This is a genomic window from Propionibacterium freudenreichii subsp. freudenreichii (assembly GCF_000940845.1).
In the GTDB taxonomy this organism is placed as follows: Bacteria; Actinomycetota; Actinomycetes; order Propionibacteriales; family Propionibacteriaceae; genus Propionibacterium; species Propionibacterium freudenreichii.
Window position 1 is genome coordinate 796,184 of record NZ_CP010341.1, and the last position, 24,690, is coordinate 820,873.

Annotated in this window: 25 protein-coding genes; 18 read left to right on the forward strand and 7 right to left on the reverse strand. The window is 69.6% G+C overall.

From position 1 onward, the window contains the following. Window positions 1-109: 109 nt before the first annotated feature. Window positions 110-1,456: a threonine/serine exporter family protein gene (locus RM25_RS03345; protein ID WP_013160635.1), complete on the forward strand. Its 1,347-nt coding sequence runs from the start codon at window positions 110-112 to the stop codon at window positions 1,454-1,456. Window positions 1,457-1,563: 107 nt separating this feature from the next. On the opposite strand, the gene RM25_RS03350 is transcribed toward RM25_RS03345, so the two are convergent. Beyond that, on the reverse strand, window positions 1,564-3,036 hold the full coding sequence (locus RM25_RS03350) for an ABC transporter permease (RefSeq protein ID WP_052809101.1): 1,473 nt from the start codon (window positions 3,034-3,036) through the stop codon (window positions 1,564-1,566). 114 nt (window positions 3,037-3,150) lie between these two features. Here RM25_RS03350 and RM25_RS03355 point away from each other — a divergent pair, with 114 nt between their 5' ends. Next, window positions 3,151-4,476 (forward strand): ISL3-like element ISPfr2 family transposase, encoded by a 1,326-nt coding sequence (locus RM25_RS03355; protein WP_026138135.1) that lies wholly within the window; start codon window positions 3,151-3,153, stop codon window positions 4,474-4,476. Here the strand turns inward: RM25_RS03355 and RM25_RS12560 are convergent. Both RM25_RS12560 and RM25_RS03360 read right to left on the reverse strand, forming a co-directional pair. Continuing rightward, window positions 4,442-4,651, reverse strand: coding sequence for a hypothetical protein (locus RM25_RS12560; protein ID WP_144406037.1), 210 nt, complete (start codon window positions 4,649-4,651; stop codon window positions 4,442-4,444). The genes RM25_RS03355 and RM25_RS12560 overlap by 35 nt on opposite strands. Next, on the reverse strand, window positions 4,648-5,592 hold the full coding sequence (locus tag RM25_RS03360) for an ABC transporter ATP-binding protein (RefSeq protein WP_013160637.1): 945 nt from the start codon (window positions 5,590-5,592) through the stop codon (window positions 4,648-4,650). Before RM25_RS03360 ends, RM25_RS12560 begins: the two co-directional genes overlap by 4 nt. Window positions 5,593-5,696: 104 nt before the next feature. On the opposite strand from RM25_RS03360, the gene RM25_RS03365 reads away from it, so the two are divergent. Next, window positions 5,697-6,215 (forward strand): hypothetical protein, encoded by a 519-nt coding sequence (locus RM25_RS03365; RefSeq protein WP_013160638.1) that lies wholly within the window; start codon window positions 5,697-5,699, stop codon window positions 6,213-6,215. Between the two features lie 120 nt (window positions 6,216-6,335). After that, the gene (locus tag RM25_RS03370; protein WP_157763589.1) at window positions 6,336-6,908 is read left to right on the forward strand and encodes a MarR family transcriptional regulator; all 573 of its coding nucleotides are present in this window, start codon (window positions 6,336-6,338) and stop codon (window positions 6,906-6,908) included. A 13-nt stretch (window positions 6,909-6,921) separates the two neighbouring features. Here the strand turns inward: RM25_RS03370 and RM25_RS11800 are convergent, their stop codons facing one another. Further along, window positions 6,922-7,512, reverse strand: coding sequence for a TetR/AcrR family transcriptional regulator (locus tag RM25_RS11800; RefSeq protein WP_157761586.1), 591 nt, complete (start codon window positions 7,510-7,512; stop codon window positions 6,922-6,924). 164 nt (window positions 7,513-7,676) lie between these two features. On the opposite strand from RM25_RS11800, the gene RM25_RS03380 reads away from it, so the two are divergent. From RM25_RS03380 to RM25_RS03395, 4 genes are all read left to right on the forward strand, one after another. Continuing rightward, complete coding sequence (locus RM25_RS03380) at window positions 7,677-8,468, forward strand: biotin--[acetyl-CoA-carboxylase] ligase (RefSeq protein WP_013160641.1); 792 nt, start codon at window positions 7,677-7,679, stop codon at window positions 8,466-8,468. A 33-nt stretch (window positions 8,469-8,501) separates the two neighbouring features. After that, on the forward strand, window positions 8,502-9,005 hold the full coding sequence (locus RM25_RS03385) for a PH domain-containing protein (protein ID WP_044636055.1): 504 nt from the start codon (window positions 8,502-8,504) through the stop codon (window positions 9,003-9,005). An 81-nt stretch (window positions 9,006-9,086) separates the two neighbouring features. Further along, complete coding sequence (locus RM25_RS03390) at window positions 9,087-9,671, forward strand: TetR/AcrR family transcriptional regulator (RefSeq protein ID WP_044636056.1); 585 nt, start codon at window positions 9,087-9,089, stop codon at window positions 9,669-9,671. Window positions 9,672-9,821: 150 nt separating this feature from the next. Next, window positions 9,822-10,823: an IS481-like element ISPfr17 family transposase gene (locus tag RM25_RS03395; protein WP_044636658.1), complete on the forward strand. Its 1,002-nt coding sequence runs from the start codon at window positions 9,822-9,824 to the stop codon at window positions 10,821-10,823. Here the strand turns inward: RM25_RS03395 and RM25_RS03400 are convergent. Next, window positions 10,820-11,536 (reverse strand): Type 1 glutamine amidotransferase-like domain-containing protein, encoded by a 717-nt coding sequence (locus tag RM25_RS03400; RefSeq protein ID WP_013160645.1) that lies wholly within the window; start codon window positions 11,534-11,536, stop codon window positions 10,820-10,822. The two genes, RM25_RS03395 and RM25_RS03400, sit on opposite strands and share 4 nt — an antisense overlap. Window positions 11,537-11,604: 68 nt before the next feature. Here RM25_RS03400 and RM25_RS03405 point away from each other — a divergent pair, with 68 nt between their 5' ends. Together RM25_RS03405 and purE are read left to right on the forward strand one after the other, a co-directional pair. After that, window positions 11,605-12,786: a 5-(carboxyamino)imidazole ribonucleotide synthase gene (locus tag RM25_RS03405; protein WP_080774467.1), complete on the forward strand. Its 1,182-nt coding sequence runs from the start codon at window positions 11,605-11,607 to the stop codon at window positions 12,784-12,786. A gap of 76 nt (window positions 12,787-12,862) precedes the next feature. Further along, window positions 12,863-13,339 (forward strand): 5-(carboxyamino)imidazole ribonucleotide mutase, encoded by a 477-nt coding sequence (purE, locus tag RM25_RS03410; protein ID WP_044636660.1) that lies wholly within the window; start codon window positions 12,863-12,865, stop codon window positions 13,337-13,339. Window positions 13,340-13,376: 37 nt separating this feature from the next. Here the strand turns inward: purE and RM25_RS03415 are convergent, their stop codons facing one another. Continuing rightward, the gene (locus tag RM25_RS03415; protein WP_013160648.1) at window positions 13,377-14,735 is read right to left on the reverse strand and encodes an LCP family protein; all 1,359 of its coding nucleotides are present in this window, start codon (window positions 14,733-14,735) and stop codon (window positions 13,377-13,379) included. Between the two features lie 125 nt (window positions 14,736-14,860). Between RM25_RS03415 and RM25_RS03420 the strand changes: the two genes are divergently transcribed. The 5 genes from RM25_RS03420 (at window position 14,861) to RM25_RS03440 (ending at window position 22,382) form a co-directional block, all read left to right on the forward strand. Next, window positions 14,861-15,940 carry a mannose-1-phosphate guanylyltransferase gene (locus tag RM25_RS03420; protein ID WP_013160649.1) on the forward strand — a complete coding sequence of 360 codons (1,080 nt, stop codon included), beginning with the start codon at window positions 14,861-14,863 and terminating at the stop codon, window positions 15,938-15,940. Continuing rightward, a complete protein-coding gene (locus RM25_RS03425; RefSeq protein WP_044636057.1) occupies window positions 15,937-17,004 on the forward strand; it encodes a hypothetical protein in 1,068 nt (355 codons plus the stop codon). Before RM25_RS03420 ends, RM25_RS03425 begins: the two co-directional genes overlap by 4 nt. 332 nt (window positions 17,005-17,336) lie before the next feature. Next, entirely contained in the window at window positions 17,337-17,597 is a 261-nt protein-coding gene (locus RM25_RS03430; RefSeq protein ID WP_044636058.1) for a WhiB family transcriptional regulator, read from the forward strand. A 196-nt stretch (window positions 17,598-17,793) separates the two neighbouring features. Then, window positions 17,794-21,033, forward strand: coding sequence for a glycosyltransferase family 2 protein (locus tag RM25_RS03435; protein WP_144406038.1), 3,240 nt, complete (start codon window positions 17,794-17,796; stop codon window positions 21,031-21,033). Further along, complete coding sequence (locus tag RM25_RS03440; RefSeq protein WP_044636060.1) at window positions 21,030-22,382, forward strand: DUF5719 family protein; 1,353 nt, start codon at window positions 21,030-21,032, stop codon at window positions 22,380-22,382. Before RM25_RS03435 ends, RM25_RS03440 begins: the two co-directional genes overlap by 4 nt. A 104-nt stretch (window positions 22,383-22,486) precedes the next feature. On the opposite strand, the gene RM25_RS03445 is transcribed toward RM25_RS03440, so the two are convergent. After that, window positions 22,487-22,927 (reverse strand): metallopeptidase family protein, encoded by a 441-nt coding sequence (locus tag RM25_RS03445; RefSeq protein WP_013160654.1) that lies wholly within the window; start codon window positions 22,925-22,927, stop codon window positions 22,487-22,489. Window positions 22,928-23,104: 177 nt separating this feature from the next. Here RM25_RS03445 and RM25_RS13190 point away from each other — a divergent pair, with 177 nt between their 5' ends. The 3 genes from RM25_RS13190 (at window position 23,105) to RM25_RS03460 (ending at window position 24,686) form a co-directional block, all read left to right on the forward strand. Beyond that, the gene (locus RM25_RS13190; protein ID WP_255753005.1) at window positions 23,105-23,494 is read left to right on the forward strand and encodes a DUF3499 domain-containing protein; all 390 of its coding nucleotides are present in this window, start codon (window positions 23,105-23,107) and stop codon (window positions 23,492-23,494) included. A 115-nt stretch (window positions 23,495-23,609) separates the two neighbouring features. After that, on the forward strand, window positions 23,610-24,425 hold the full coding sequence (locus RM25_RS03455) for an HAD-IIB family hydrolase (protein ID WP_044636061.1): 816 nt from the start codon (window positions 23,610-23,612) through the stop codon (window positions 24,423-24,425). A gap of 60 nt (window positions 24,426-24,485) precedes the next feature. Then, window positions 24,486-24,686, forward strand: coding sequence for a Trm112 family protein (locus tag RM25_RS03460; RefSeq protein WP_013160657.1), 201 nt, complete (start codon window positions 24,486-24,488; stop codon window positions 24,684-24,686). Window positions 24,687-24,690 lie beyond the last annotated feature (4 nt).

Consider the following 24,690-nt stretch of genomic DNA (forward strand, 5'->3'; position numbering starts at 1 on the left):
AATCGGTGTGCGACACATGTCCCGTAGCTCACACGCCCCGATGTCGGCGTGGCGCGCCAGCGGGTGTTTGCGTCGCTGCCGTGTCGGACGGTCGTGAAAGATTGGGGACGTGATCGACGACTCACGCCATGATCGGGACTTCATCGACGGAACAGAGGCGGTGGTGCGCCTGGGCTCGATGCTGCTCAGTGCCGGCACCGGCGCCTATCGGGTGAAGCATGCGATGGCGCGGGCTGCCGAGGCCATCGGCATGGACCGCCATGATGCGTCGGTGTCGCTGACCGAGATCATCACCACCACCCACAAGGGCGACAACTTCCGCACCGTGGTGCGGGAAGTGCCGCGGGTGGCCGTGGATGCCTCGCGGATCGGAGCGCTGGAACGCCTGGCGCGCGCCCTGCCCGACGGTTCCACCGCCCGCGAGCTCGAGGACCAGCTCGATCACATCGCACGCCATGTGCGCGGTCGGTGGCCGTGGTGGGTCAACATGCTCGCCGCCGGTATCGCGTGCGCCGCATTCGCCGTGCTGAACCACTTCTCATTGACCGACGCGGTGCTGGTCTTCTTCGGGGCCGCCTGCGGCCAGGGCGTGCGTCGGGCGCTGGCCAAGCGTGGGATCAACCAGTTCGGCACCGCGGCGCTGGCCGCTGCCACGGCCAGCTCGGTGTACCTGTTGCTCACGCTGGCCTGCCGCACGATCCCCTGGCATGTGCTCCACGGCGTGGATGGCACGGGCTATGTGGCGGCCATCCTCTTCCTCATCCCGGGCTTCCCGATGATCACCTCGATCCTCGACATCGCCCGCCTCGACTTCACCGCCGGCCTGCCCCGGGCGTTCTACGCGTTGGCGATCATCCTGTCGGCGGGCGCCGCCGCCTGGGCCGTCTCGCTGGCCACCGGCCTGCAACCACTGGTGCCCGGCGCGGAGCTGACCGGCGTGCTGTGGTGGGTGGGCAATGCCGCCGCCACCTTCGTGGGCATCTGCGGATTCGCCGTGATGTTCAACTCCACGCGCACGATGATGCTGCGCGCGGCGATCGCCGGGATGGTGGCAAATATGATGCGGCTCTACGCCCAGCGCATCGGCATGCCCACCCAGATGGCCAGTCTCGTGGGCGGATTCGTCGTCGGCATGCTGGCTTGGATGCTCGCCAAGAACAATGACCTGCCGCGCATCACCCTGTCGGTCCCCGGCGCAGTGATCATGGTGCCGGGCACGTCGATGTACCGCACGATGTACTGGTTCAACGCCCACGACATCACCCAGTCACTGGCCTATGGCACCGACGCCCTGGTGGGGGTGATGGCGCTGGCTGCCGGGCTCGCCGTCGCGCGCATGTGCACCGATCCGGGCTGGACGATGGTGCGCTGGCGGCGCAGCCCACACGCCTTCCTCAGCAGTGACGCCGAATTCGCCAAGCGCGACATCGACTATTCGGCGCCCTCTGATGAGTGATGCTGATCGACCGGGTGGGTCCACCGACGCGAGTGGGATTGGTCGACCGGAGGGTTGGACGACCGGGCGGCACTGGCCGACGCGCTGTCCGATGAGTCGGACCCGCCTCAGACCACCGGCATGTCGCGGCGTCGGTAGCCCACGAATCCAATCGCCACCAGCACCGCCGCAAGTGCGGTGATGACGAGCACGGGCGCCCAGGTCATCGGCTCCACCGGGAGCTTCGGCAGGTGGGCGAACGGGGAGGCCTTGAGCAGCCAGCCGGGGAACTTCAGCAGTGCCCCCAACTCGTCGACCACGACCACCCAGCCCAGGAATGCCCAGCCGAGCCAATCCAGGCGGGGAAGCCAGGCGAGTGCCACGAAGGCCAGTGCCGTGAGCAGCCAGATGCCGGGCAGCCCGATGAGGGCGCCACTGAACACCCGCCGCCAGCCCCCACCGCCGGGTGAGGTGGTGTGCAGGGTGGCCGCCGTCGCGCCCAGCAGTGCCACCAGCACCGCCGAGCCGAGCACGGCCTGCACCAGATAGGACCCCGCGAACCTCGTCCTCGTCAGGGGAGTGGCCAGCAACTGTTCCAGGTGCCCCGAGCTCTCCTCGCTGCGCATCCGCAGCACCGTCGCAACGCCGTATGCGGCGGCACCGAGGGCGGCGAAGGCGCTGATCAGCGTGAAGTAGAGGTCGTTGAGGTGGCCCACGCCTCCCATGGCGCGCAGCATCGCCTCGCCGTCGGCGTTGATCATGCCCTGCATGGAACCCGACATGCCGCCGGCCAGTGCCCCGAAGATCACATAGCAGGCAAGCCAGGCGATGAATGATCCGCGTTGCAACCGCCAGGCAAGGGCGGCCGCACTGCCCATGAGAGTATGGGCCGTCCCGGCGCGTTCCGCGAACAGGCCGGCACCCAGGTCACGGTGCGACAGCAGCACGAAGGCGAGCGCCACGGTGGCGGCGAAGAAGGCAAGCGGCACCACCAGGGCCCAGGCATGGTTCCCGTCGTAGGGCCGCACCTGCTGTCCCCAGCCCAACGGCGACAGCCACGACAGCACGTGGGCGGGCCGGTTCCAGTAGACATCGCCGATCATGCGCAGCACGAAGGACAGCCCGATCGCCGAGAAGGCCCAGATGCCGCAGGTGCGGTTGTTGGCCGACAGCTGCACCGCGACGGCCGTGATGCCGGTGAACGACAGGCCCACGCCGGCCAGCGCCAGTCCATAGAGCATTGAGCCGGCGGAGGGCCAGCCGCCGGCCCAGACGCACAGCCAGGTGACCAGCCCGCATGCCACCGACGTGGCACCGGCCAGGAGCACCGCGGCCGTCAGGGGCGCGTGGCGGGCGATCGGGGCGGAGCCGATCAGCTCCTGGCGTCCCGTCTCCTCCTCGGCGCGAGTATGGCGTCGCACCAGGGCCACCACCAGGAAGGCCAGGATGATGAAGTTGATCATCGCCATCTTCGTTGACCCGACCCCGCCGACCGAACCGACATCGGAGATGTGGCCGTACATCGCCACGACGCCGGTTGAGGCGTTGGCCGCCGTATTGGCCGCCACCAGGTCGGCCGGATGCGGATAGAGGCTGCCCATTGCCGGGTCTTCTCAGATGAGGGTGTAGGTCGGCCGGGCGCGTCGGTCCGCAGATAGACGTCGAGGTCTCCCGACGATGGAGGTTCCTACGCCATCCATCCGAAAGACCTCGACGTGTCCGACGCTACCCCGCCGGCCGGCTTCGGCCGCCCTGACCTGACCGCCTTCGCTCGACTCGACGGCCTCGGTCTGAGCGTGACCGGACAACGACTTGAACCGGATCGTGCGGTCCTCGCGTGCCGCGTGGTGGAACCAGATCAGTGGTGCCGACGGTGCGGCAGCGAAGGCGCTGCTCGTGACACCGTGATCCGGCGGTTGGCCCACGAGCCGCTGGGCTGGCGACCGACCGTGCTGGAAGTTGTAGTGCGCCGCTACCGCTGTGCCGACTGCGGACACGTGTGGCGCCAAGACACCAGCGCCGCGGCGGAGCCACGCGCGAAGCTCTCGCGCACCGGGCTGCGGTGGGCGCTGGAAGGGATCGTGGTCGCACACCTCACCGTCGCCCGTGTCGCCGAGGGACTCGGGGTCGCGTGGGACACCGCCAACAACGCGGTCCTGGCTGAAGGCAAGCGGCTGCTGATCAACGACCCCACGCGGTTTGAGGGCGTGAAGGTCATTGGCGTCGATGAGCACGTCTGGCGCCACACCAGGCGTGGCGACAAGTACGTCACCGTGATCATCGACCTCACCCCGGTCCGCGATGGCGCCGGCCCAGCAAGGCTGCTGGACATGGTCGAGGGCCGGTCGAAGGCGGCGTTCAAGACCTGGCTCGCCGACCGCGACGACGCCTTCCGTGACGCGGTCGAGGTGGTCGCGATGGACGGCTTCACCGGGTTCAAGACCGCCGCTGCAGAGGAGATCCCGGACGCGGTCACGGTGATGGATCCCTTCCACGTCGTGCGCCTGGCCGGTGACGCCCTCGACAGGTGCCGGCGCCGGGTCCAACTCGCGATCCACGGGCACCGTGGGTTCAGGGACGACCCGCTCTACAAGTCGCGGCGCACGCTGCACACCGGCGCGGACCTGCTCACCGACAAGCAGAGCGACAGGCTACGCGCGCTGTTCGTTGATGACGCTCACGTCGAGGTCGAGGCGACCTGGGGTGTCTACCAGCGCATGATCGCCGCCTATCGCCACGAGGACCGGCAACGTGGCCGCGAGCTCATGGAGAAGCTGATCACCGACCTCAGCGCCGGCGTCCCCAAGGTGCTCACCGAGCTCACCACCCTGGGCCGGACCCTGAAGAAGCGAGCCGCTGACGTGCTCGCCTACTTCGAACGACCCGGCACCAGCAACGGGCCGACCGAGGCGCTCAACGGACGGCTCGAACACCTGCGCGGCTCCGCACTCGGGTTCCGCAACCTGACCAACTACATCGCCCGAAGCCTGCTCGAGACCGGCGGCTTCAGACCCCAACTCCTACACCCCCGATTGGGATGAGCCCCATTGCCTCGGCCGAGTAGTAGTTGAGCGCCCACACCAACACCAGCGTGACGGCGATGAGGATGCGGTCACGTCGCAATGCCAGCCGCAGCAGGCTGGCCACGCCGCTGCCCCGGCGCCGCGTGGCGTCCGCGCCCCGACCACGGCGCGTGGCGAATGTCTGCCTGCTCACCGCTGGTCACCGGCGCTCGGTGCTGCCGGGGTGCCCGTCGGGACGGGATCGGCGTACTTCGACAGGAAGAGCTCCTCCAGGCTGGGCGGCTCGCTGACCAGTGAGGTGATCCCCGCGCGGGTCAGCACGGTGATGGCCTGGTCGAGGTGGGCGGCGTCCACCACGAAGCTGACATGGCCGCCGACCGTCCGCAGCTGGCTGATGCCGGGCATGGTGCCCAGCTCCGGTGCCTCGCGCTGCACGTCGGCGCTCACCGAGGTGGTGTGCATGGCGCGCATCTGCTCGAGTGTGGCGGTCTCGATGATGCGCCCGGCCTTGATGATGCTGATGCGGTCGGACAGCTCCTCGACCTCGGACAGGATGTGGCTCGACAGCAGGACTGTGGCCCCGCGCCCCTTCAGCTCCTGGACGCTGGTGTCGAAGGCGGCCTCCATGAGGGGATCCAGCCCCGAGGTGGGCTCGTCGAACAGGAACAACTCGGCATCGGAGGCGAGCGCCGCCACCAGCGCCACCTTCTGCCGATTGCCCTTGGAATAACTGCGGGCCTTCTTGGTGGGGTCGAGATCGAAGCGTTCGAGCAGCTCGTCGCGGCGTGCCGGATTCAGGTCACCGCGCAGCCGGGCGAGCAGGTCGATCACCTGGCCGCCGGTGAGGTTGGGCCACAGGTTCACATCGCCGGGCACATAGGCCAGGCGCTCGTGCAGGGTGCGCACATCGGCCCACGGATCGGCGCCGAGCACGCGTGCACTGCCGGAATCGGCGCGCAGCAGGCCGAGCAGGATGCGGATGGTGGTTGACTTGCCGGCTCCGTTGGGGCCGAGGAAGCCATGCACCTCGCCGGACTGCACGCTGAGGTCAACCCCGTCCAGGGCAGTGACCCGGCCGAAGGTCTTGACCAGGCCGTTGATCTCGATCGCTGTACTCACCCGAGTAGGACTCATGGGGCCAATCTACACACATTTCACGAAAGTGTGAATGTTATGAAGAGGTCTTCTCCCGAAGGCCCATGTGGCCGGGGGACAGGGGTCCCGACAGGGTGCCGGGGATGGCCGTTCGGCGGATGTTCGCCGATGATGTGCATGATGGCGGGGTGCAGATCTTTGTGACGTGGGCGGGCTTCCTGGGGGCCTGGTTGCTGGTTGCCGGGCCCCTGTTGCAGGGCGCGATCGAGCTGTGGGAGATCGGACGCAAGGGCCAGGGCGACGTGAAGCTCAAGCCGGCCGATCGGGCGTTGTGGTTGTCGCCGCCGGCCTACTACTTCGTTGCGCGGGCGCGCATTCGTCGCTGGGAGCGTGGTTCGGGTCGGGAGCGGGCGCGCTCGGTGCTGACGTCCTACGTCAACCGTGCCACCGGATGGTTCACCGTCGCGGGTGGCGCGTCTCTGATGGCCCTTGAAGCCACATGGGAACTGGCCGAGATCTACCACTGGGGCGTGGCGGGCTTCTGGTTGATCGTGGCCGGCCTGATGGTCGCCAGTCACCTGAACGTGGCCATCCGGATGTGGCGCCTGATGCGTGAGGTGCCCCCGCAGGGGTCGAACCCCGAGGTTTCGCCCACGAGCTGAGTCGGGCCGGCAGGGGCGGGTGCGTGTTAATCTGCATCCATTTCACGAACCAGTGAAAGTTCTGAAATCAGATGACGCCGGACGTCGGGAGGCCACCGGATGTCGGGAGGGCCAATGGCAGTGAGCACGCACGCTGAGGGCGAGCAGGATTCCGCAGGGCCGTCGGAACCGCGTGATGAGCAGGGGATCTCCGAGTTCGTCTCGCACTTCGGCGGCCTCATGGCGGCCAGCGGTATGCCGGGACTGACCGGCTATGTCTTCGCCCTGTTGTTGGCCCAGCCGGATGCCGAGCTCACCGCCCAGCAGATCGGGCAGGCCCTGAACGTTTCGCCGGCGGCGGTATCAGGGGCGACGAAGTACCTGGCCGACATCGGATTCACCCGCAGGTTGCGGCGTCCCGGAAGTCGCCGCGTGGTGCACGCCCTGAGCAGTGATGACTGGTATGACGCCCTGCTGGGACGCAGCAATGTGATCGAGGGCAGCAAGCGACTGTTCCTGGAGGGTTCGCGTGCCGCCGGCGGGGTGGGGACGCCAGCGGGCCGCAGGCTGTGGCTCAATGCCAAGTGGTTCACCAAGCTGGGTGACGCCATCGAGCGCGAGATGGCCGCCTGGCCGGCCGAACGCGAGGAACTGCTGCGCAGCCTTGGTGAGCTGGACGATGCGGACCCCCACGACGGGCCCGCGGAGTCCTGATCGACCTTGTGGGTCAGGCGCCCGGGTTGGAGCGCACCAGGCCTTCGAGCGTCTCCATCGACTTCGCCAGGCAGCGCCGCAGCGAATCCTGGTTGAATTCGTCGGGCGTGGTCAGCCAGGCATCCAGGGTCGTGCGCCAGATGCTGCGGGCCAGCGCCAGCGTCATCGTGGTGCTCGGGTCGTCGGGCGTGCTGCCGAGGCGACGCATCACCGCGGCCTGCAGGCGGGCATCCAGGGCCCCGCTGCGTCCGCGCATGGCATTGTGCAGGCCGGGGCTGTCCTGGGCCAGCTTCCGCACCGCCCGCACCTGGTCGCTGGTGAACTGCACCTGGTCGATGCGGTTGCCGATGACGTCTCCCAGGGCCCTGATCAGGTCAGGTTCGCGCCCGCTGGAGAAGTCCTTCAGGGCGCTGTCCGAGTAGGCGGCGACCTCAGGCATGAAGGCGTCGTACTTGGTGGCGAAGTGGTTGAACACGGTGCGGCGCGATACGCCCGCCGCCACGGCGATCTGGTCAACGGTGACCTTGTCGGCGCCATCGCGCAGGGCGAGCTCCAGCGCGGCCGCGCGGATGGCCCGTTTGGTCCTCTGCGAAATGCTGCTCACCACATCATCATTCACTCAGTGCAGAATCCCCGCAAGGACGCCGCGCAAGTCGCTGTTATCGGCGCCGTGGGCCGATGCAGGTGGGTTCGTCGCGGGATTGGAACCGGGGACGTGCGCCCGCGGGAGCGGCTGCGTCGTGACCGCCGGGCCTAGGCTAATGAGCCATGCCGACCACCGCGCCCGTTGACCCCGTCGAGCTCGAGCAGTTGCTGGGGAAGAACAGCTATTGGGGACCCATCCAGTGGCGCCCCGAAACCGGATCGACCAACGATGACCTCGTCGCCCTGGCCAAGAAGGGTGCCGCCACCGGACTCGTGGTGATGAGCGAGCACCAGGTGGGTGGCCGGGCCCGCTTCGACCGCGTCTGGCAGGACACCGCGGGCACCTCGGTGGCCACCTCGGTGCTGGTGGCGCCGACGCCACCGCCGTTGCAGTGGGGCTGGCTCAGCCTGTTGGTCGGTGTCGCGGTGCGCGAGGGCGTCGAGAACTACACGGGTGCGGTGCCCGGCCGCGTCACGCTCAAGTGGCCCAACGACGTGCTGCTCGACGAGCGCAAGATCTGCGGCATCCTCAGCGAACGGGTCGGTGATCGGGCCGTGCTCGGGTGGGGCCTGAACGTGAGCATGTCGCAGGAGGAACTGCCGGTGCCCACGGGAACGTCGCTGCTGCTGGCCGGCCTGCCGCACGCCAAAACGCCGCTCATGGCGGCCGTCCTCCAGGCGCTCGACCACTGGTTCGCCGTCTGGCAGCGCCGCGGGGAGATTCGCGAGGAGTACGCACGGGTCTGCGCGACGATCGGGCGCCGCGTCACCGTGCACCTCGACTTCGAGCATCCCGACCGGGGCAGTATCACCGGCGTCGCCACCGGCGTCGATCGCAATGGGGCGCTGGTCGTGGACGACGACCAGGGCACCCGGCGCGTGCTCACCGCCGGTGATGTGGTGCACCTGCGCTGAGGGGATCGGGGCCGCTGCTGCCAGAATGGACCCATGGGATGGCGACGACACCTGGGCGACGACGAGACCGTCATTGCCGACCTGCGTGCCCATCCCAAGGCGCTCGTGGTGCCCGTGGTCTTCCTGTTCGCCCTGGCGGCGGCCTGTGGCGTGGCCCTGGCCATGGTGCCGGCGGCGGTGGAGCCGTGGGCCGGTTGGCTGATCGCCGTCATCACCGCGGGGCTGGCGATCGCCTTCGTCCAGCGTCCGGTGTTGGCCTGGGCCACCACCCGCTATGGCTTCACCGACCGACGGCTCGTGGTGCGCGCTGGGCTGTTGCGACGCCGCCGCAGTGACCTCCCCTACAGCCGCATCACCGATGTGTCCTATGCGCGGGGACTGCTCGATCGCCTGTGGGGCAGCGGCACGCTGGTTGTCACCACCGCATCGGGCGCCCGCCTTGAGTTGATCGGAATGCCCCAGGTGATTGCCCTGCACCAGGCCGTCAGCCAGCTGGTCGCGGAGTCGCGTCCGGCCGCTCCCGACCTGCCATATTGAGCCGCTACGGTTGAGTGGGCGGGTCATGTTCCCGTCCGCCAAGGGTGTGCCCGCTCGACGGGCATCGAGAAAGGGCCGTCCATGCCGAAGATCAATGCCCCCACGGTGCGAGAGCATCACGAAAGGGTGTTGACGAGCCTCATCGACGCAGCCGAGCAGGTGCTGCGCTACGAGGGCCCCGACCAGTTCACCACCAGCGCCGTGAGTGCGCGGGCCGGTGTCGCGCGCAACTCCATCTACCGCTACGTCGACAGCGTCGACGACCTGCGGGGACTGGTGGTCGAGCGCTACATGCCGGCGTGGTTCCGGGCCGTCCAGGAGGCCATGGATGCCACGTCCGACCCGGCCCAGCAGATCGTGGCGTGGGCGCTCACCAACCTGGAACAGGCCACCATCGCCGGCCACGGCTGGTTGATGAAGGTGGGCGACAAGCGCCTGAACCAGCAGGCCGCAGGAACCGTGAACCAGGCCCACCAGAACATGTTCGCCGGGCTGGGGGAGGCATGGGCGCAGATCTCCGCGCCCAATGCGCGCCTGGGTGCGGCCATGACCGGGGGGCTGTTGAACTCCTGCATGAAGCAGGTGGAGGCCGGCATGGACTCCCATGAGGTTGCCGCCGGCCTGGAACGTGCCGTGCGGGCCCTGGTCGAGGCCTTCCGCAGGTAGCGCCCCCCCGAAGGCCCGGAGGACTTCCGGCCCAGTGTTCCGGGAAGGCCTAGATGTACTTCCCCGGGAGGTTGTGAACGGGTGAGGTAGCGAAGACCTCCGGGCAGGATGTGGGTTACCACACTCACTCTCCTGACCACGGAGGTCTTCGTGACTCACGCTAACGCACCCTTGACACCGGAAGGGCGTCGTCGTCTTGCTGTTCTCGTCGTGGAACAGGGCTGGTCGTTGCGGCGGGCGGCGGAACGGTTCCAGTGCTCGCCCGCGACGGTGAAGCGGTGGGCCGACAGGTACCGGGCAGGGCTGCCGTTGATCGACCGTAGTTCGAGGCCCACCTCGTCACCGAACCGGCTTTCGCGTAAGACGGAGCATCGGATCGTCGCGTTGCGGTTCACTCGCCGGTGGGGTCCGCACCGGATCGCGTATCACCTGCGGTTGCACCGTTCCACGGTCGGTCGGGTGCTCGCCCGATACAAGATGCCGAAGCTGATCAACATCGACCAGGCCACCGGGCTGCCGGTTCGCCGCCCGAAGCCGACACGGTACGAGGTCGCCGCGCCGGGCCAGCTCGTGCACGTAGATATCAAGAAACAAGGCCGGATCCCCGACGGCGGCGGGTGGCGTGCCCACGGTCGCGGATCCATGCAGGACCGTCACGCGGGAGTGGCCCGCGACAAGGCAGCCCGTGCCGGGGCAGCCGGCTCTCGCGGCTACCGGTATCTGCACCACGCCGTGGACGACCACTCCCGGATCGCGTACTCAGAGATCCTTGACGACGAGCGCAAAGAGACCGCAGCGGGGTTCTGGACCCGCGCGAACGCGTTCTTCGCAGGCCTGGGCGTCACAGTCACCGCGGTGATGACCGACAACGGTTCCTGCTACCGGTCAGGCGCCTTCGCTGACGCGCTCGGCGACGAGGTGAAGCACAAGTGGACCCGGCCATACCGGCCGCAGACCAACGGCAAGGTCGAGCGGTTCAACCGAACCCTCGCCGTCGAGTGGGCCTACGCGAAGCCCTACGCCAGCGAAGCCGAGCGCGCCGCAGCCTACGAGACCTGGCTCCATCACTACAATCACCACAGACCCCACACCGGGATCGGCGGCCAGACTCCCTCAGCCCGCGTTCACAACGTCACGGGGAAGTACACCTAGAGGACTTCCGGCTCCAGTATCTCGGTGAGCACCCCGCTGGCCGTGGGCTCGGTGCTGGGCATCAGGCGCAGGGCCGTGGGGCCCTCACGCTCGGCCAGGACGTCGGTGTACTTGCCGTTCTCGAAGTGCACGGCCACGCCGTCGTCCACCGCATAGCCCCCGGGCAGCATGCCGGTGGCGATCGCCTGGGTGTAGATGGCCCCGCGATCCTCGCCGTCGAGATGCGGGCAGAAGCTGCCCGACAGCATTCCCAGCCCACCACGCCAGCCGCGCAGGTCGCCGAAGGCATCGGTGAGGCATCCCTCGAACCAGCACGCCCCGCCGGCCGAGAGCCCGCCCAGGACCATGGTGCGGGAGGTGTCGGCAGCCATCAGCTTCAGGGTGCGGGAGACGCCGTGGGCGTCCCACAGGGCAAGCATGTTCACCGTGTTGCCACCCCCGACCAGCACCACGTCGGCTTCCGGCAGGCGCTTCACCGATTCGGCAGCTCCCTGCCACAGGGTGAGCACCATCGTGCGGACGCCCAGGCCCGAATAGGCCATCAGGAAGCGGTTGATGTAGGGCGCGGAATCGGCGGATGCGGTGGGGACGAAGCAGACCAGCGGCGAACGCTCGCCGGACACGTCCACCAGATAGCGATCCAGGCTGGTGGGGGCGCTGTTGGGCGCCATCGAGAAGCCGCCACCACCCATTGCCACGATGTGAGTGCTCATGACGTCATGATCTCACGCCGTCCACCGAGCCCGCGGGCCGGTCCGGGCACGCCGGATAGGCTGGAGGCGTGGAATCTGTGCACACGGTGGGCATCATCGGCGGCGGCCAGCTGGCCCGGATGATGTATGAATCAGCAATCGGCCTGGGGCTCGAGGTGAAGCTGCTGGCAGAGGGTCCCGATGTGAGTGCCGCGGAGGTGGTCCACGACGTCACGGTCGGCGACTACACCGACCCCGCGACGGTGAAGGCCTTCGCCAGGACCGTCGACGTGGTCACCTTCGACCACGAGCATGTGCCCACCGAGCTGCTCAGCGAACTCGAGCGTGACGGCGTGGCCGTGCGTCCGGGCCCCAAGGCGCTGGTCTACGCGCAGGACAAGGCGCTGATGCGCATGAAGCTCGGCGACGAGCTCGGACTGCCCTCGCCGAAGTGGCGCATCTGCGACGACGCCGCCGCCCTGGCGGAATTCGGCAACGAGATCGGTTGGCCGATCATTGCCAAGGAATCGCGCGGCGGCTATGACGGCCACGGCGTGTGGAAGCTCGACGGTCCCGGCGCGGCCTCCATTCCCTTCACCGATTCGCTGGCGGTCAGTGCCGGGGAGCAGGTGCAGATCCTGGCCGAGGAGTCCGTCGACTTCGCGCGGGAGCTGTCGGTGATCGCCGTGCGCAATCCCGACGGCGAGGCGGTCGCCTATCCGGTGAGCGAGACCGTGCAGGCCAATGGCATCTGCGTGGAGACCACCACCCCGGCACCCATGATGAGCAGTGACCACGAGGCCGAGATCCAGGCCCTCGCGTTGCACATCGCCAAGGAACTGGACGTGGTGGGAGTGCTCGCCGTGGAGCTGATGGAGCGGCCCGGCGGCGAGGTCGTGATCAACGAACTCGCGATGCGCCCCCACAACACCGGCCATTGGAGCATCGACGGCGCCACCACGAGCCAGTTCGAGAACCACCTGCGCGCCGTCGCCGGCCTTCCCCTGGGTTGGACCGAGGAACGCCAGCCGTGGTGCACCATGCGCAATGTGCTGGGCGGGGCCCGCAAGGACCTGCTGGCCGCACTGCCCGCCGTGCTCGGCGATGGCGGCCTGAAGGTGCAGCTGTACGGCAAGGCATGGCGCCAGGGACGCAAGATGGCCCATGTCACCGCCTACGGGGCCGACCTGGAGGACGTGCAGGAGCGCGCCCGTGCCGCGGCCCACTACCTGATGGGTGACGACGACGTGATGGAGGACGACGGTGAGTGATCCGCAAGCGCAGGGCGCAGGGGCGCAACAGGCATCGGGTGCCGCAGGCGACGACCAGCCGCTCGTCGGCATCGTGATGGGTTCCGACTCGGACTGGCCCACCATGCAGGCGGCCGCCGAGGCGCTCACCGAATTCGGCGTGCCCTTCGAGGCCGACGTGGTCTCGGCCCACCGGATGCCCGACGAGATGCTGGCCTACGGCCATCGGGCACACGAGCGGGGGCTGCGCGTGATCATTGCCGGCGCCGGGGGGGCGGCCCACCTGCCGGGGATGCTGGCAGCGGTCACGCCGCTGCCGGTGATCGGCGTCCCGGTGGCGTTGAAGAACCTCGAGGGCATGGACTCGCTGCTGTCGATCGTCCAGATGCCGGCCGGGGTGCCGGTGGCGACCGTGGCAATCGGCAATGCACGCAATGCCGGGCTGCTCGCCGTGCGCATCCTCGCGGCCGGCGACGCGGCGCTCACGGACAAGATGGTGCAGTTCCAGCACGACCTGGCGGACTCGGCGCGTCGCAAGGGCGAGGCAGTGCGTTCGAAGACGGTGCGCGCGTAGGTCCCGAGGACGCTGTGCCCGGTGGGCCGGTCGCCGTTCAGCTGGCGAACTGGTCCATGTCCTTGGTGTCGCCCTGCGCCAGCAGCCCGAACATCCTGGACGCCCGGGCCGAATCCCAGATCACCACCGATTGACCGTCGTCCGACCAGCCGGACGAGTTCGAGACGGGCACCTGCAGGGTCAGTCCCTTGCCGCCGGCCACGCTCACCATGCCGCGTCCGGCCCCCAGGGCGACGCCGGGGCCCATGTCCTTGCCGCGGGTGATCGCCTTGGACAGTGCCTCGTTCACATTCCACCAGCGCACCGGATTGGCCACGGTGGTGGGTGACATCACCTTCTTGCCCACCTTGGCGATCACCTCGCGCTGGCGCTTGGCGCGGCCCAGGTCACCCTCGGGATCGCCGTAGCGGTGGCGCACATAGCCCAGCGCATTGTCGCCGTTGAGCGTCTGGCATCCGGCCGGCAGGTCGATATTCGCCAGGGGGTCGGCCATGGGCTCGTCGAGGCACACCTGCACGCCCTTCACGGCGTCGATCATGTCGGCGAAGCCGGCGAAGCCGATCTCCATGTAGCCGTCCATGCGCAGGCCCGTTGCCCCCTCGATCGTCTGGGTCAACAGAGGTGCGCCACCGAACGAATAGGCCGCGTTGATCTTGTTCCGCCCGTAGCCCGGAATCGTGACATATGAGTCACGGGGCACGCTGATCAGCACCGAACGGCCGCCCCACGGCGGCGTGTACAGGATCATGATCGTGTCGGTGCGCTGGCCCTCGGCGTCCCCGGTGCCCAGGGCCGCCTTCTGTGCCTCGGTGAGGTTCTCGCGCGAGTCGCTGCCCACCAGCAGGATCGCCGTGCCCGGCTGCTGCGAGGGCCGACCGGCGGCGGCCGGTTCCCAGTCGACCTGGGGCATGGAGGCGAAGGCCCGCACCGGAACCGCCACCGTATAGACCAGCCACGCCAGCAGGACGATGAAGAAGGTGCGGAAGAAGTTGCGCACCGGATGGCGCGGTCGCCGGCGTCGGGGAGGCTGCGTGGCGGGGACGGGGGCCGGCACGGGACGACGCGGCGGGGCACCATTGCCGCCGCCGGTCGGTCCGGACCCGGCATGGCGGGGCACGGCGTTGGCCGCCCCATACCCGCCGGGCTGCTGTCCGCGACTCGCATACTGTGCCGACCCACCGGGCTGGACCTGGGCCGGGCGGGCCTGCTGCTGGGCCTGGCGGCGTGCGCGCTCGGCCAGGAACTCCTGCTCATGACGCTGGACGTCGGCGCGGTTGAAGGTGCTCGTCACGCGTGCCGGGCGTCCTGCCAGCGGATCGGGGGCCTCTTCCGGCCCGCGGCGATACAGCCAGTCAAGGTCAGCCTTCTGCTCACCCTCGTCATTCTGTTCGGCCATGGGCGACACGCTACCGGTCGCGCATCACGCCCCGCCATGAAACCACCGGCGGTGTACCCCACGGTGCGACGGGCCGGGGCATCCTCCTGACGGGCATGGCCGGGGTCGCCCGATAAGGTGGACCGGTGAGATATGCGGTGATCATGGCCGGCGGTTCGGGCACCAGGTTGTGGCCCCTGAGCCGTCAGGGCGAGCCCAAGCAGCTGCTGCGGATGATCGACGGCAAGAGCCTGTTGCGGCTCGCCTTCGAGCGCGTGGCGGGCGCCGTCGACCCCGCGAACATCCTCATCTGCACCGGTGCCGCCTATATCGACGAGGTCGCCCGGCAGATCCCCGAGGTCGAATCCCGCAATCTGCTGGGCGAGCCCGTGGGGCGCGATTCCCTCAATGCCGTGGCCTGGCCGGCGGCCGTGCTGGCGCGCCGGGACCCGGGGGCCGTCACCGCGATGATCACCGCCGATCAGATCATCGAGCCGGTGGAGGTCTTCCGCCAACGCCTCGACACCGCCTTCCGGGTGGCCGAACAGGACGCCGACGCCCTGGTGACCTTCGGCATCGTGCCCACCAGTCCGAACACCGGCTACGGATACCTGCACCGGGGCACCGACGTGCCCGGCTTCGTCGATGTCTCGCGGGTGACCGAGTTCAAGGAGAAGCCGGACGCCGCGACCGCGGCCCAGTACCTGGCGTCGGGACGCTATTGGTGGAACTCCGGAATGTTCGTCTGGCGCGTGGAGACGCTGCTGCGCCAGTTGAAGGTGCTGTTGCCGCAGACCTATGACGCGGTGCAGGAGCTGGCCGCCCATCCCGAACGCTTGGCGGAGATCTATCCGCAGCTGTTCAAGTCCTCGGTGGACTACGGGGTGATGGAGCCGGTGAGCCAGGGCAAGGCGCAGGCCCATGTCGTCGCGGTGGCCCTCGACACGCGCTGGGCCGACGTCGGCAGCTTCGCCAGCCTCTACCTGGAGCTGCCCCATGACGCACATGGCAACGTGGTGCAGGGAGCGGTGATCGCCGAGGACACCCACGACTGCCTGCTGATCAACGCCGACGTCGGCGATTCGGTGCTGGCTGTCGCCGGACTTCGCGATATGGCCGTGGTGCGTACCGCGGCCGCCACCCTCAGCTGCCCGCTGAAGGATTCCCAGCAGGTGAAGACACTGGTGGGACGAGTCGCCCATGAGGTGGATGCGGAGCTGGCATGAGCGAGCAGATATCGACCGTGAACCAGACCCCGAAGGCACCCCGCGTGCCGTGGGGCACCCGACTGCTGCGTTGGCGTGAACCCATCACCTGGGCGTCCATCCTGCTGACCATCGGGTTCCTGGTGGGCGGCGTGGTCGAGATCCTCCTCAACCTGTTCCGACGCGGAATGGGCTTCGGACGCGCGGCGCGGGCACTGTCGTCGTCGGTGGCAACCGGCTGGCTCGTGCTCGTGGTGCTGCTGGTCTGCGCCTGCGCCTACATCAAGCCGGTCACCGGCCATGCCAAGCTCCTGGCGCGGGTGGCCGCACTGGTCACCAGCGTCGTGGTGGCCTACGACCTCTTCCTGCTGGTGGCCGACCTGACCGGCGGGGGCACCTTCTCATCGATCGCCCTGGAGATCATCGGCGCACTGTTGGCAATGTCGGTGAAGGCCGTCCTGGCCCTCTTCCTGTGGCGGATGTCCGTGGTGCTGAAGGGGCCGAGGAAGGCTCCCGTGGTGGTGACCGCGCCCGAGCCGGGCCTGGCGCCCGTATGGCAGGCGGAGGAGGCCGTCGGCGATCAGTGGGCCCATCCCGGCACCCCTGCCGCGCCGGTGGGGGTCGCCCCCGGTGCAAGCGGCCTCGCGACGAATCCGGGCCAGCCGCCCGACTGGCGAAGCGGCATGCAGGGACTCTCGTCGGTGTTCGGGGGAGCGCGCGGCGCCACACCCGACCAGGGCCAGCCCGTCGGTCAGCAACCCCCGGCCCAACAACCTGGGGCACAGCAGCCGGCAGCCCAGCCACCGCAGCCCACCCAATGGCCACCATCGTCGGTGGCCGCCGCGCAGGCCCCGGCCGGGGGCCCGTCGTCCTCCCAGCCGCCCGCTGCCCCCCAGCAGGGGCAGGCTCCCCGAACCCCCTCGCTGATCAAGCTCGACGCGGCGGATCCCTCCGCGATGCCCGACAACAGCGCCGAGACCGGACCGGTGACCTTCACCGCCCGGGAACGGGCCGACGGCGCGCAGCTGGAACAGCCCGACGAGGATCACGGCGCTGACCCGGGGCGTCCCGCGCAGGACTCCTGAGCCGGTCCCGGGCCCAATCCCCATGGGGTGTGGCACCGCCCGATGAATTCAGCTGTCAGCGATCAGATGTGCCGACGCGCGGAGCATTGAAGTGACGCCGTCCCCTCGACGTGCTACTTGCGCGGGTGCGAGACACGCCGTGAAAAGCTGTCAAATTTCTCGACGCCAATGGGCGCGGCGACTGGCATCTCATTTGACCTTCGCTCCGTCAGGGAATGTAATTTCACCTGTGTAGTTCGTCCCGGGCGGTTCCGCCGGGACGCAGAACCCCCTCAGGGCGGCGATGGTTCATCGCCTGGGCCCTGTGCGGCCATTGATCGGAGGGAAGTGTGATGCTGGAGTTGCCGTCGTTCGATGACCCGAGCGAGGAGGACGTACTGAGCTGGCGTGAACACGCCCTGTGTGCCCAGACCGACCCGGAGGCATTCTTCCCCGAGAAGGGCGGCTCGACCCGCGAGGCCAAGAAGGTCTGCCAGTCATGCCCGGTACGCACCGAGTGCCTCTCCTACGCCCTCGACCACGATGAGCGCTTCGGTATCTGGGGCGGCCTGTCCGAACGCGAACGCCGCCGCCTGAGGACCCAGGCCAGCTGACCCCCGCGCGCCCGGTACCCTCCCACCGATGGGGGGAAATCGTCCCGGCGGCGCACCGTGATCGCCCCTGACAAGGCCTTCGATCCGCGCAACCGTCGCGCGCCTCGCGAGCCATCACCCACCGGCCCCCACCGGGCGGCCGAATTCGCCGCCGACCGCGTGGCTGGGCCGGTCGTGCACCGGTAGGGTGTGGCGCGTGACTCAGCCAGACGAGCATTCCCGGGACGACCGGGATCCGTGGGCCTGGGCGCACCGCCCCCACAATCCACCCGCCACCCCGCACGGCGCCGATGCCGTGCTCGGCGTGCTCATCGCCCACAACGGCGCGGACTGGCTGCCGCGCACCCTGGTGGCGCTTGCCGGCCTGCGCACCCGTCCCGGACGTCTGATCGCGCTCGATGCCGCCTCCGACGACGACTCCGCCCGGTTGCTCAACCGGGCCGTGCACGAGGGCATCCTCGACGCCGCCTACAGCGGCCCGGGCGATGTCGGGTTCGGCGCGTCGGTGCACCGCGCCCTTGACCTCGATGCACCATCGCAGGACGGTCAGAACGCACCGCAATGGCTGTGGCTGCTGCATGACGACCTGGAACCTGAACACGGCGCCCTGGACAATCTCCTGCGCGCCGCGAACCCACCGGAGGGCATGCCCGCTCCCGACGTCCTGGTGCCGAAGCTGCTGCATCCGCGGCTGCGCAACCATGCCGACCAGATGAGCGCCCTGGGCGAATCCATCGCGCCCAACGGGGCCCGCGTGCCCAGCGTCGAATCCGGCGACATCGACCAGCACCAACTCGACGCGGGCCCGGTGCTCGGGGGTTCGACCGCCGGCATGTTCATCCGGTTGGCGGCATGGCGGCAGCTCGGTGGACTTGACCCGGCGATCCCGCTGTACCGGGACGGGGTCGACTTCGGATGGCGCGCGCTGGAGGCCGGACTCGTCGTGCGCTCCTGCCCTCAGGCAGCCTTCCGCCATCGGGAGGCCGGACGGGTGGGTCTGCGCGACTCGCAGGTGGCGCCCAACGCCCAGATCGCCGACGCCGTGGCGGGCATGCGGGTGGCCATCGCCCACTCGCCGCATCCGGGGCGCGCCTCCCGTGCCATCACGGCGAGCTCATGGGGCACCGCCCTGGCCTATGTGATCGGAAAGTCACCGGGACGGGCTGCTGACCAACTGCGTGCCCTGCGGCAGCTCCGGGCGTCCCGCGATGAGACCCAACGCCTGGCTGACAGGGTCGGCCCGGCCTCCGCCCATGCGGTGCTGCCTGCCGGGGTGCTGCCCGACCGTGCCTGGAATGTGCGCCACGCGGCGGACACGTTGGCCGGACGGATGGGTGACGCCGTCTACGAGCTGCGCAACGACGAGGGCGGCTCCGGCCTCGACGAGCTGACCGGGAGCGACTACGCCAACGTGGCGGTGACCCGCCGGGTGCTGTCGGCACGACTGCTCACCGTGCTCATTGCCGTGGTGACCAGCCTGCTGGCGGTGCGCGGGCTGTTCGGCTCCGATCCACTGGTCGCGGCCCGACTGCTCCCGGCGCCCGGCGAGCTGTCACAGGCCTGGGCGGCCTGGGGAGTGCCCCTGCCGGGCGCCCATGGCGCCAACGCCCCCTGGCTGGGACTGGCGGCGCTGGGTTCCACGCTGGCCCTGGGCAAGCCCGATCTGTTCATCTTCGTGTGGTTGGCCTGCTCGGTCGGCCTGGCCACCTGGGTGTCGTCGCACCTGTTCGCCAAGGTCTGCGGGCGCGGCTGGTTCGCCAACGGCCTGGCATTGGCCTGGGGCCTGGCCCTGCCGGTCTGTGGAGCCATCTCGCAGGGCAGCATCGACCTGGTGGCACTGGCCGTGCTGTTACCGGGACTGGGCACGGCGCTGCTGCGCTGGCGCCAGCGACCGATCACCGGCGCCGAGGGCTGGCGGGCGCCGGGGGCCGTCGCCCTGTGGACGGGCCTCATCGCCATGTTCTTCCCCGCGCTCGCCCTCGCATCGCTGGTGCTGGCCGGCGGGCTGGCCCACGCCCGCCACGACCGACGCGGGGCGCTCGTGGCGCTGGGCGGTCCGTTCGTGATCGTGGCGCCCTGGCTGATCAGGCTGGTCACCACGCCGGGTCGGGTGCTGACCGGCATTGATCCCAGCGCCGCCGTCGCGGCCGACGCAGCGTCACCCCTGGCCCTGCTGTTCGGACGCGGGCTGGGCGCCAACACGCCCTGGTGGGTCTCCCTTGCCTTCCTGGGGCTGGTCGGCGCCGGCGCCGTGATCGGCTACCTGCGCGCCCCAGCCGACGAGCTGGATGCCACGACGCGCAGGGTGATCGCCCTGGCCGGTGCCGGCGCACTGGTCATGGCCTGTGCCCTGCCGCACCTGGTGGTCACCCTGGGTGACTCGCCGGTGCGTCCCACCGGCGTCGAGTGGTACCTGGCGGCAGTCTTCGTGGCGCTGGCCCTGACCGGTTTCGGTATCGGACGGCCCGTGCCCGTGCACGGTGAGCGCGCCCAGGACCGCCTGTTGACCCGAGCCCAGATCGCGCAGGGCCTCCTGATCGCCGCATCGGTGCTCATCGGCTCCGTGTGGTGGGTCGCCGGCGGTGCCACCGGCAGCCTGCATCGTGCCGGTTCGCCGGTGCCCAGCTACGTCGACGCGGTGGAGAACTCGCCACGCGATACCCGCACGCTGATGGTGCAGATTGACGCGCAGGGCAATCAGGGCACCGTCCGCTACGCCCTGTCCGACGCGCGATCCCCGCACTGGGGTGGCGGCGAATCCGACGCCATCTCGCCCGATCCCCGGCTGCGCGAGCAGGTGTCGTCGCTGGCCCGCCAGATCGCCCGGGGCGCACCCTCTGACGACATGGCGGCACGCCTCGCCCAGCTCGGTGTGGCACACGTGTGGGTACGCGGTGCCTCACCCGAGGCCAGGTCGTCGCTGGCCGACACCCCCGGAATGACCGCGGCCGTGGCCGACCAGGACACCACCGTCTGGACGCTCAACGAGCCCGTGGCCCGCTCCGTGGTGCGCGCCGACGGCAAGGAGACCCCCGCCGCCGGTGTCGTCCCGCCCGGTGACGGCGACCGGCTCCTGGTGGTCGCCGAGCCGGCCAGCGGACGCTGGCATGCGACGGTTGACGGGCACCAGCTGCGCCGCGCCGACAGCGGCGACTGGCGCCAGTCCTTCGCGCTGGGCAGTGCCTCGGGGCCGGTCAGCTGGCACGCCGCCACGGGCTGGGCGGGATGCGCCTGGCAGGTGATCGCGCTGGTCCTGGCCATGGTGCTGGCCGCCCCGGCGGCGACGAATCGCACCAATGCGCCGCGCCGGGCGTTGGCCTCCCGTGCCCCGGCCCGCCCGGCCCGACGGATCGCCGACCCGGAGGGCTTCACCATTCCCGACGCCGGCCCCGACCAGGCGCCGCGACCGGCGCGACGACGGGCGGCTGAATCATGAGCCCCGGACGCCGGGCCGCACCCGGAACGGCGGCAGACCTCGCCGAACGCGACGCCTGGCAGCGTGAGACCCACCGCGAACGACGCCTGCGCCTGCGCGAACTCGGCATCGTGGCCGCCGCGGTCGTGGTGCTGCTGGCGGTGCTCGCCATCGTGCCGCGCGCCCAGCTGCCCGCGCCCGCCTCCGTGCCGGTGAGCATCGGGCTGTCCAAGTCGTGTGCGGCCACCGAGCCGGGCACCCTGCTGGCCACCGCCAGCCAGGGGCAGCTGCGCGTCTCGGGAGCCTCCACCCAGACCCTCGACAGCCCGCTGTCGCAGCAGGTCGGTGCCGGCAGCGAGCGCATCTCGCCGGCCGACACGCAGGCTGCCGCATCAGGCGGCGTCTACGGGGTCAGTGGTGCCGCGAGCTGGTTCAGCCCGTGCGCGGAATCGCGCACCGACCAGGTGGTGCAGGTGCCGGGCGGCGAGGCCACCCTGTTGGTGAGCAACCCCGACAACTTCGAGGCGGTGGTCAGCATCACCCTGACCGGCCCGCAGGGAGCACTGGCCGCCGACGACCTGCGTGACGTGCGCGTCCCCGCGCACACCACCGCCACCCTCGACCTGTCGGCGCGCATTCGGGGCCTGCCCCAGGTGGGTGCCCGCATCCGGGCAACCCAGGGACGCGTCGCCGCCGTCGCCCGCTCCGGCTCGGCGGGTGCACTCGACTACCAGGACAGCACCGGCCTGGCCCGCACCTCCACGGTGGCCGCCGTGCCCTCGGGTGCCTCGAAGGTGACCCTGCTGCTGACCAACCCGGACACCGTGCGCACCTCGGCCAAGATCTCCGCAGTGGGGGAGTCCGGCTCCTTCGACCCCGGCAACGGCACGATCCTCATCGAGGCCGAGCGCACGGTGGCGGTCGATGTCTCCGGATCAGTCAGTGCGGAATCGGCCGCGCTGACCGTGACCGCCCGCAGCAACATCGCCGTGAGCGCCGTGGTGACACTCGGCACCGACGTGGGCCTGCTGGCCGGACGCACCGATTCGTCGATCACCTCGGGTGATTCAGCCGGCCTGGCCCTGCCTGGCCCGGCGCGCCTGATCGTGTCGAACCTGGCCGATGGGCCACGGGAGGTGACGGTGAACTGGGGTGCCGGCCAGGCCCCGCTGCGCCGCACGATCGCCGCGCAGGCGACGCTGGCATTGTTCACCCCGCAGGACGCCCGAACCGCCGAGATCAGCACCGGCGGACCCTTCGTGGCCGGCGCTGCGGTGACACAGACCGGACTGACCCTGATCCCGGCACAACCCATCCGCGCAACGCAGGGCGAGCTGGCGGCGCGGCCCGCCGTCGACCTGGGCCGCTGAGCGGGGCTTGCTCCAGCGCTGACCCCCCGGCGGAGTCCGCTCAATGCCCGACGGGCATGGCCGGCGCGGTGGGCGCCGGGCCCGTGCAGGCGGACACGAGTGCGCTACTGGTCCCCGTCATCGGGATCGATTTCGTCAATGCTGCGTCCGGTGAGGGCCACCAGCTGGTCCACGAGCGTCTCATGCACCAGTTCGCGCAACTGCGACTGATCGGCGGCCCGATGCTCCAGGGGCCGGCGGAACAGCACGATGCGCGCATTCTGACCCGGCTGTGCGTCCGTGGCGGAGGCCAGCGGAATGGCGTCACCGTAGTCGCCGTTGCTCCACAGCGCCCGCACGTCGGGCACCTCGTCGACGCCGATGTCGACATTGCGAATCACATCAGGGGCATGCGACGCCACCCGGGCAATGGCATCCTCGACGCAGGCCAGGAAGAGCCGGGTGCCACGCGGTGCCTGGGGCACCGGCATGGGGCGGTGGGTGTACGGATTGGGCAGGGCCAGCGGCCCGCGCAAGCCGCGTCCGTGACGGTCGCGAGTACGCATACTCCCAAGCCTAGGCGTTCGCCACGGTGGGGCCGGCCGTGGCGAACGACAGGTGAGGCGCACGACGTGTGTTTCACGGGGCGCGCGTTCCACGGGACACGCGTTCCAAGGCACACGTGGGTGGCGGGGGCGCGTCGTGACAAGGGCTTTGTCACCGCAGTGGCTAACCTTGTGCGGGTGAAGGCTCGGCGTTGTTCCCGGAACAGTTGCAGTGAGCGCGCCGTGGCGACACTCACCTTTTCGTATCCCGATTCCACGGCAGTGGTGGGTCCGTTGTCCGGCGAGGTCGAGCCGGGCACCTACGACCTGTGCGCCGACCACGCGCGCACCCTGAGCGTGCCGCGTGGCTGGCAGATCATCCGGCTGGCCGACATCGCGGAGACCGTGCCGGTACCCGATGACGATGACGACCTGCTGGCCCTGGCCAACGCCGTGCGTGAGATCGGCCTGGGCGGTGCGCCCATGCCCGCGCCGGCCCCGGTGCGCCAACCCGACGAATCGGGGATCGTGGAGCTGGCCCACCGTGGCCACCTGCGCGTGATCGCCGACCAGAAGCGGGCCCGCTGACGGTGACCCACCCCATTCGCTCGTCGCACCGCGATGTCGGCGGCACCACCGTCGTCGCCCGGCGGGACCTCCGCAGGCCCGGGCACGGGTTCCCCGGTGCATTAGGCTGGCCGGCATGACTGAATCGGCTTCCCCGGCATTTCCGGCGCTGGTTGCCTTCGATCTGGATGACACCCTCGCACCGTCGAAGTCGCCGCTGCCGCGTCCCATGGCCCGGGCACTGAGCGAACTGCTCGCGGTGCGTCCGGTCTGCATCATCTCCGGCGGACGCTTCCAGCAGTTCATCAGCCAGGTGCTGGAGCGCATGCCCGCCGACGCGCCACTGGGCAACCTGCACCTGATGCCCACCTGCGGCACCCGCTACGAGCGCTTCACCGGCGAGGGCTGGCATGAGGCCTATGCGCACGACCTCGATGCCGCCGAACGCGACCAGGCGATCGCGTCGCTGGAGGCCCGCGCCAAGCAGCTCCACCTGTGGGAGCCCGACGACATCGTCACCGGCCCCCGTGTGGAGGACCGCGGCTCGCAGATCACCTACTCGGCACTGGGCCAGAACGCCGCCGTCGACGCCAAGAAGGCGTGGGATCCCGACGGTTCCAAGCGCGAGGCGCTGCGTGCCGCCGTCGCCACCGACCTTCCCGATCTGGAGGTGCGGGCCGGCGGCTCCACCTCGATCGACATCACCCGCAAGGGCATCGACAAGGCCTACGGAATGCGGGCCCTGTCGGAGCAGACGGGCATCGCATTGCACGACATGTTGTTCATCGGCGACCGCTTGCAGCCGGGTGGCAATGACCACCCCGTGCTCACCCTCGGCGTGCCCTGCCACGCCGTGACCGGGCCTGATGACACTCTTGAATATCTGCACAGGTTGATTCCTTCCCTGCGAGCCGGCAAGCCCGCTGACCTAGAGCTCTTGCTGTCCGCCTGATGCGTCGCAATCGGCGCATCAGAGATCACCTGAGGCAGAAAGGAATGAAGGAGCACAACGATGGCCCTGACCGCCGAGTTGGAAATGCCGACCACCTTCCTGGAGATCGCTGCCTGCCCGCAGTGCCACTCCAAGCTGGCCGTGGACTACGAGCACAGCGAGCTTGCCTGCACGAACAGCCTGTGCGGGCTTGCCTATCCGGTGCGCGACGGCATCCCCATCCTGCTCGTTGACGAGGCCCGTTCCACCAAGAAGATCTGACACC

Coding starts and splice junctions, on each gene's coding strand:
- RM25_RS03350 (WP_052809101.1), bottom strand. CDS start 3,036: ATGGGCAGCCTCTATCCGCATCCGGCCGACCTGGTGGCGGCCAATACG.
- RM25_RS03360 (WP_013160637.1), bottom strand. CDS start 5,592: ATGAGTCCTACTCGGGTGAGTACAGCGATCGAGATCAACGGCCTGGTC.
- RM25_RS03365 (WP_013160638.1), top strand. CDS start 5,697: ATGGCCGTTCGGCGGATGTTCGCCGATGATGTGCATGATGGCGGGGTG.
- RM25_RS03380 (WP_013160641.1), top strand. CDS start 7,677: ATGCCGACCACCGCGCCCGTTGACCCCGTCGAGCTCGAGCAGTTGCTG.
- RM25_RS03385 (WP_044636055.1), top strand. CDS start 8,502: ATGGGATGGCGACGACACCTGGGCGACGACGAGACCGTCATTGCCGAC.
- RM25_RS03390 (WP_044636056.1), top strand. CDS start 9,087: ATGCCGAAGATCAATGCCCCCACGGTGCGAGAGCATCACGAAAGGGTG.
- RM25_RS03400 (WP_013160645.1), bottom strand. CDS start 11,536: ATGAGCACTCACATCGTGGCAATGGGTGGTGGCGGCTTCTCGATGGCG.
- purE (WP_044636660.1), top strand. CDS start 12,863: ATGGGTTCCGACTCGGACTGGCCCACCATGCAGGCGGCCGCCGAGGCG.
- RM25_RS03415 (WP_013160648.1), bottom strand. CDS start 14,735: ATGGCCGAACAGAATGACGAGGGTGAGCAGAAGGCTGACCTTGACTGG.
- RM25_RS03425 (WP_044636057.1), top strand. CDS start 15,937: ATGAGCGAGCAGATATCGACCGTGAACCAGACCCCGAAGGCACCCCGC.
- RM25_RS03430 (WP_044636058.1), top strand. CDS start 17,337: ATGCTGGAGTTGCCGTCGTTCGATGACCCGAGCGAGGAGGACGTACTG.
- RM25_RS03440 (WP_044636060.1), top strand. CDS start 21,030: ATGAGCCCCGGACGCCGGGCCGCACCCGGAACGGCGGCAGACCTCGCC.
- RM25_RS03445 (WP_013160654.1), bottom strand. CDS start 22,927: ATGCGTACTCGCGACCGTCACGGACGCGGCTTGCGCGGGCCGCTGGCC.
- RM25_RS03455 (WP_044636061.1), top strand. CDS start 23,610: ATGACTGAATCGGCTTCCCCGGCATTTCCGGCGCTGGTTGCCTTCGAT.
- RM25_RS03460 (WP_013160657.1), top strand. CDS start 24,486: ATGGCCCTGACCGCCGAGTTGGAAATGCCGACCACCTTCCTGGAGATC.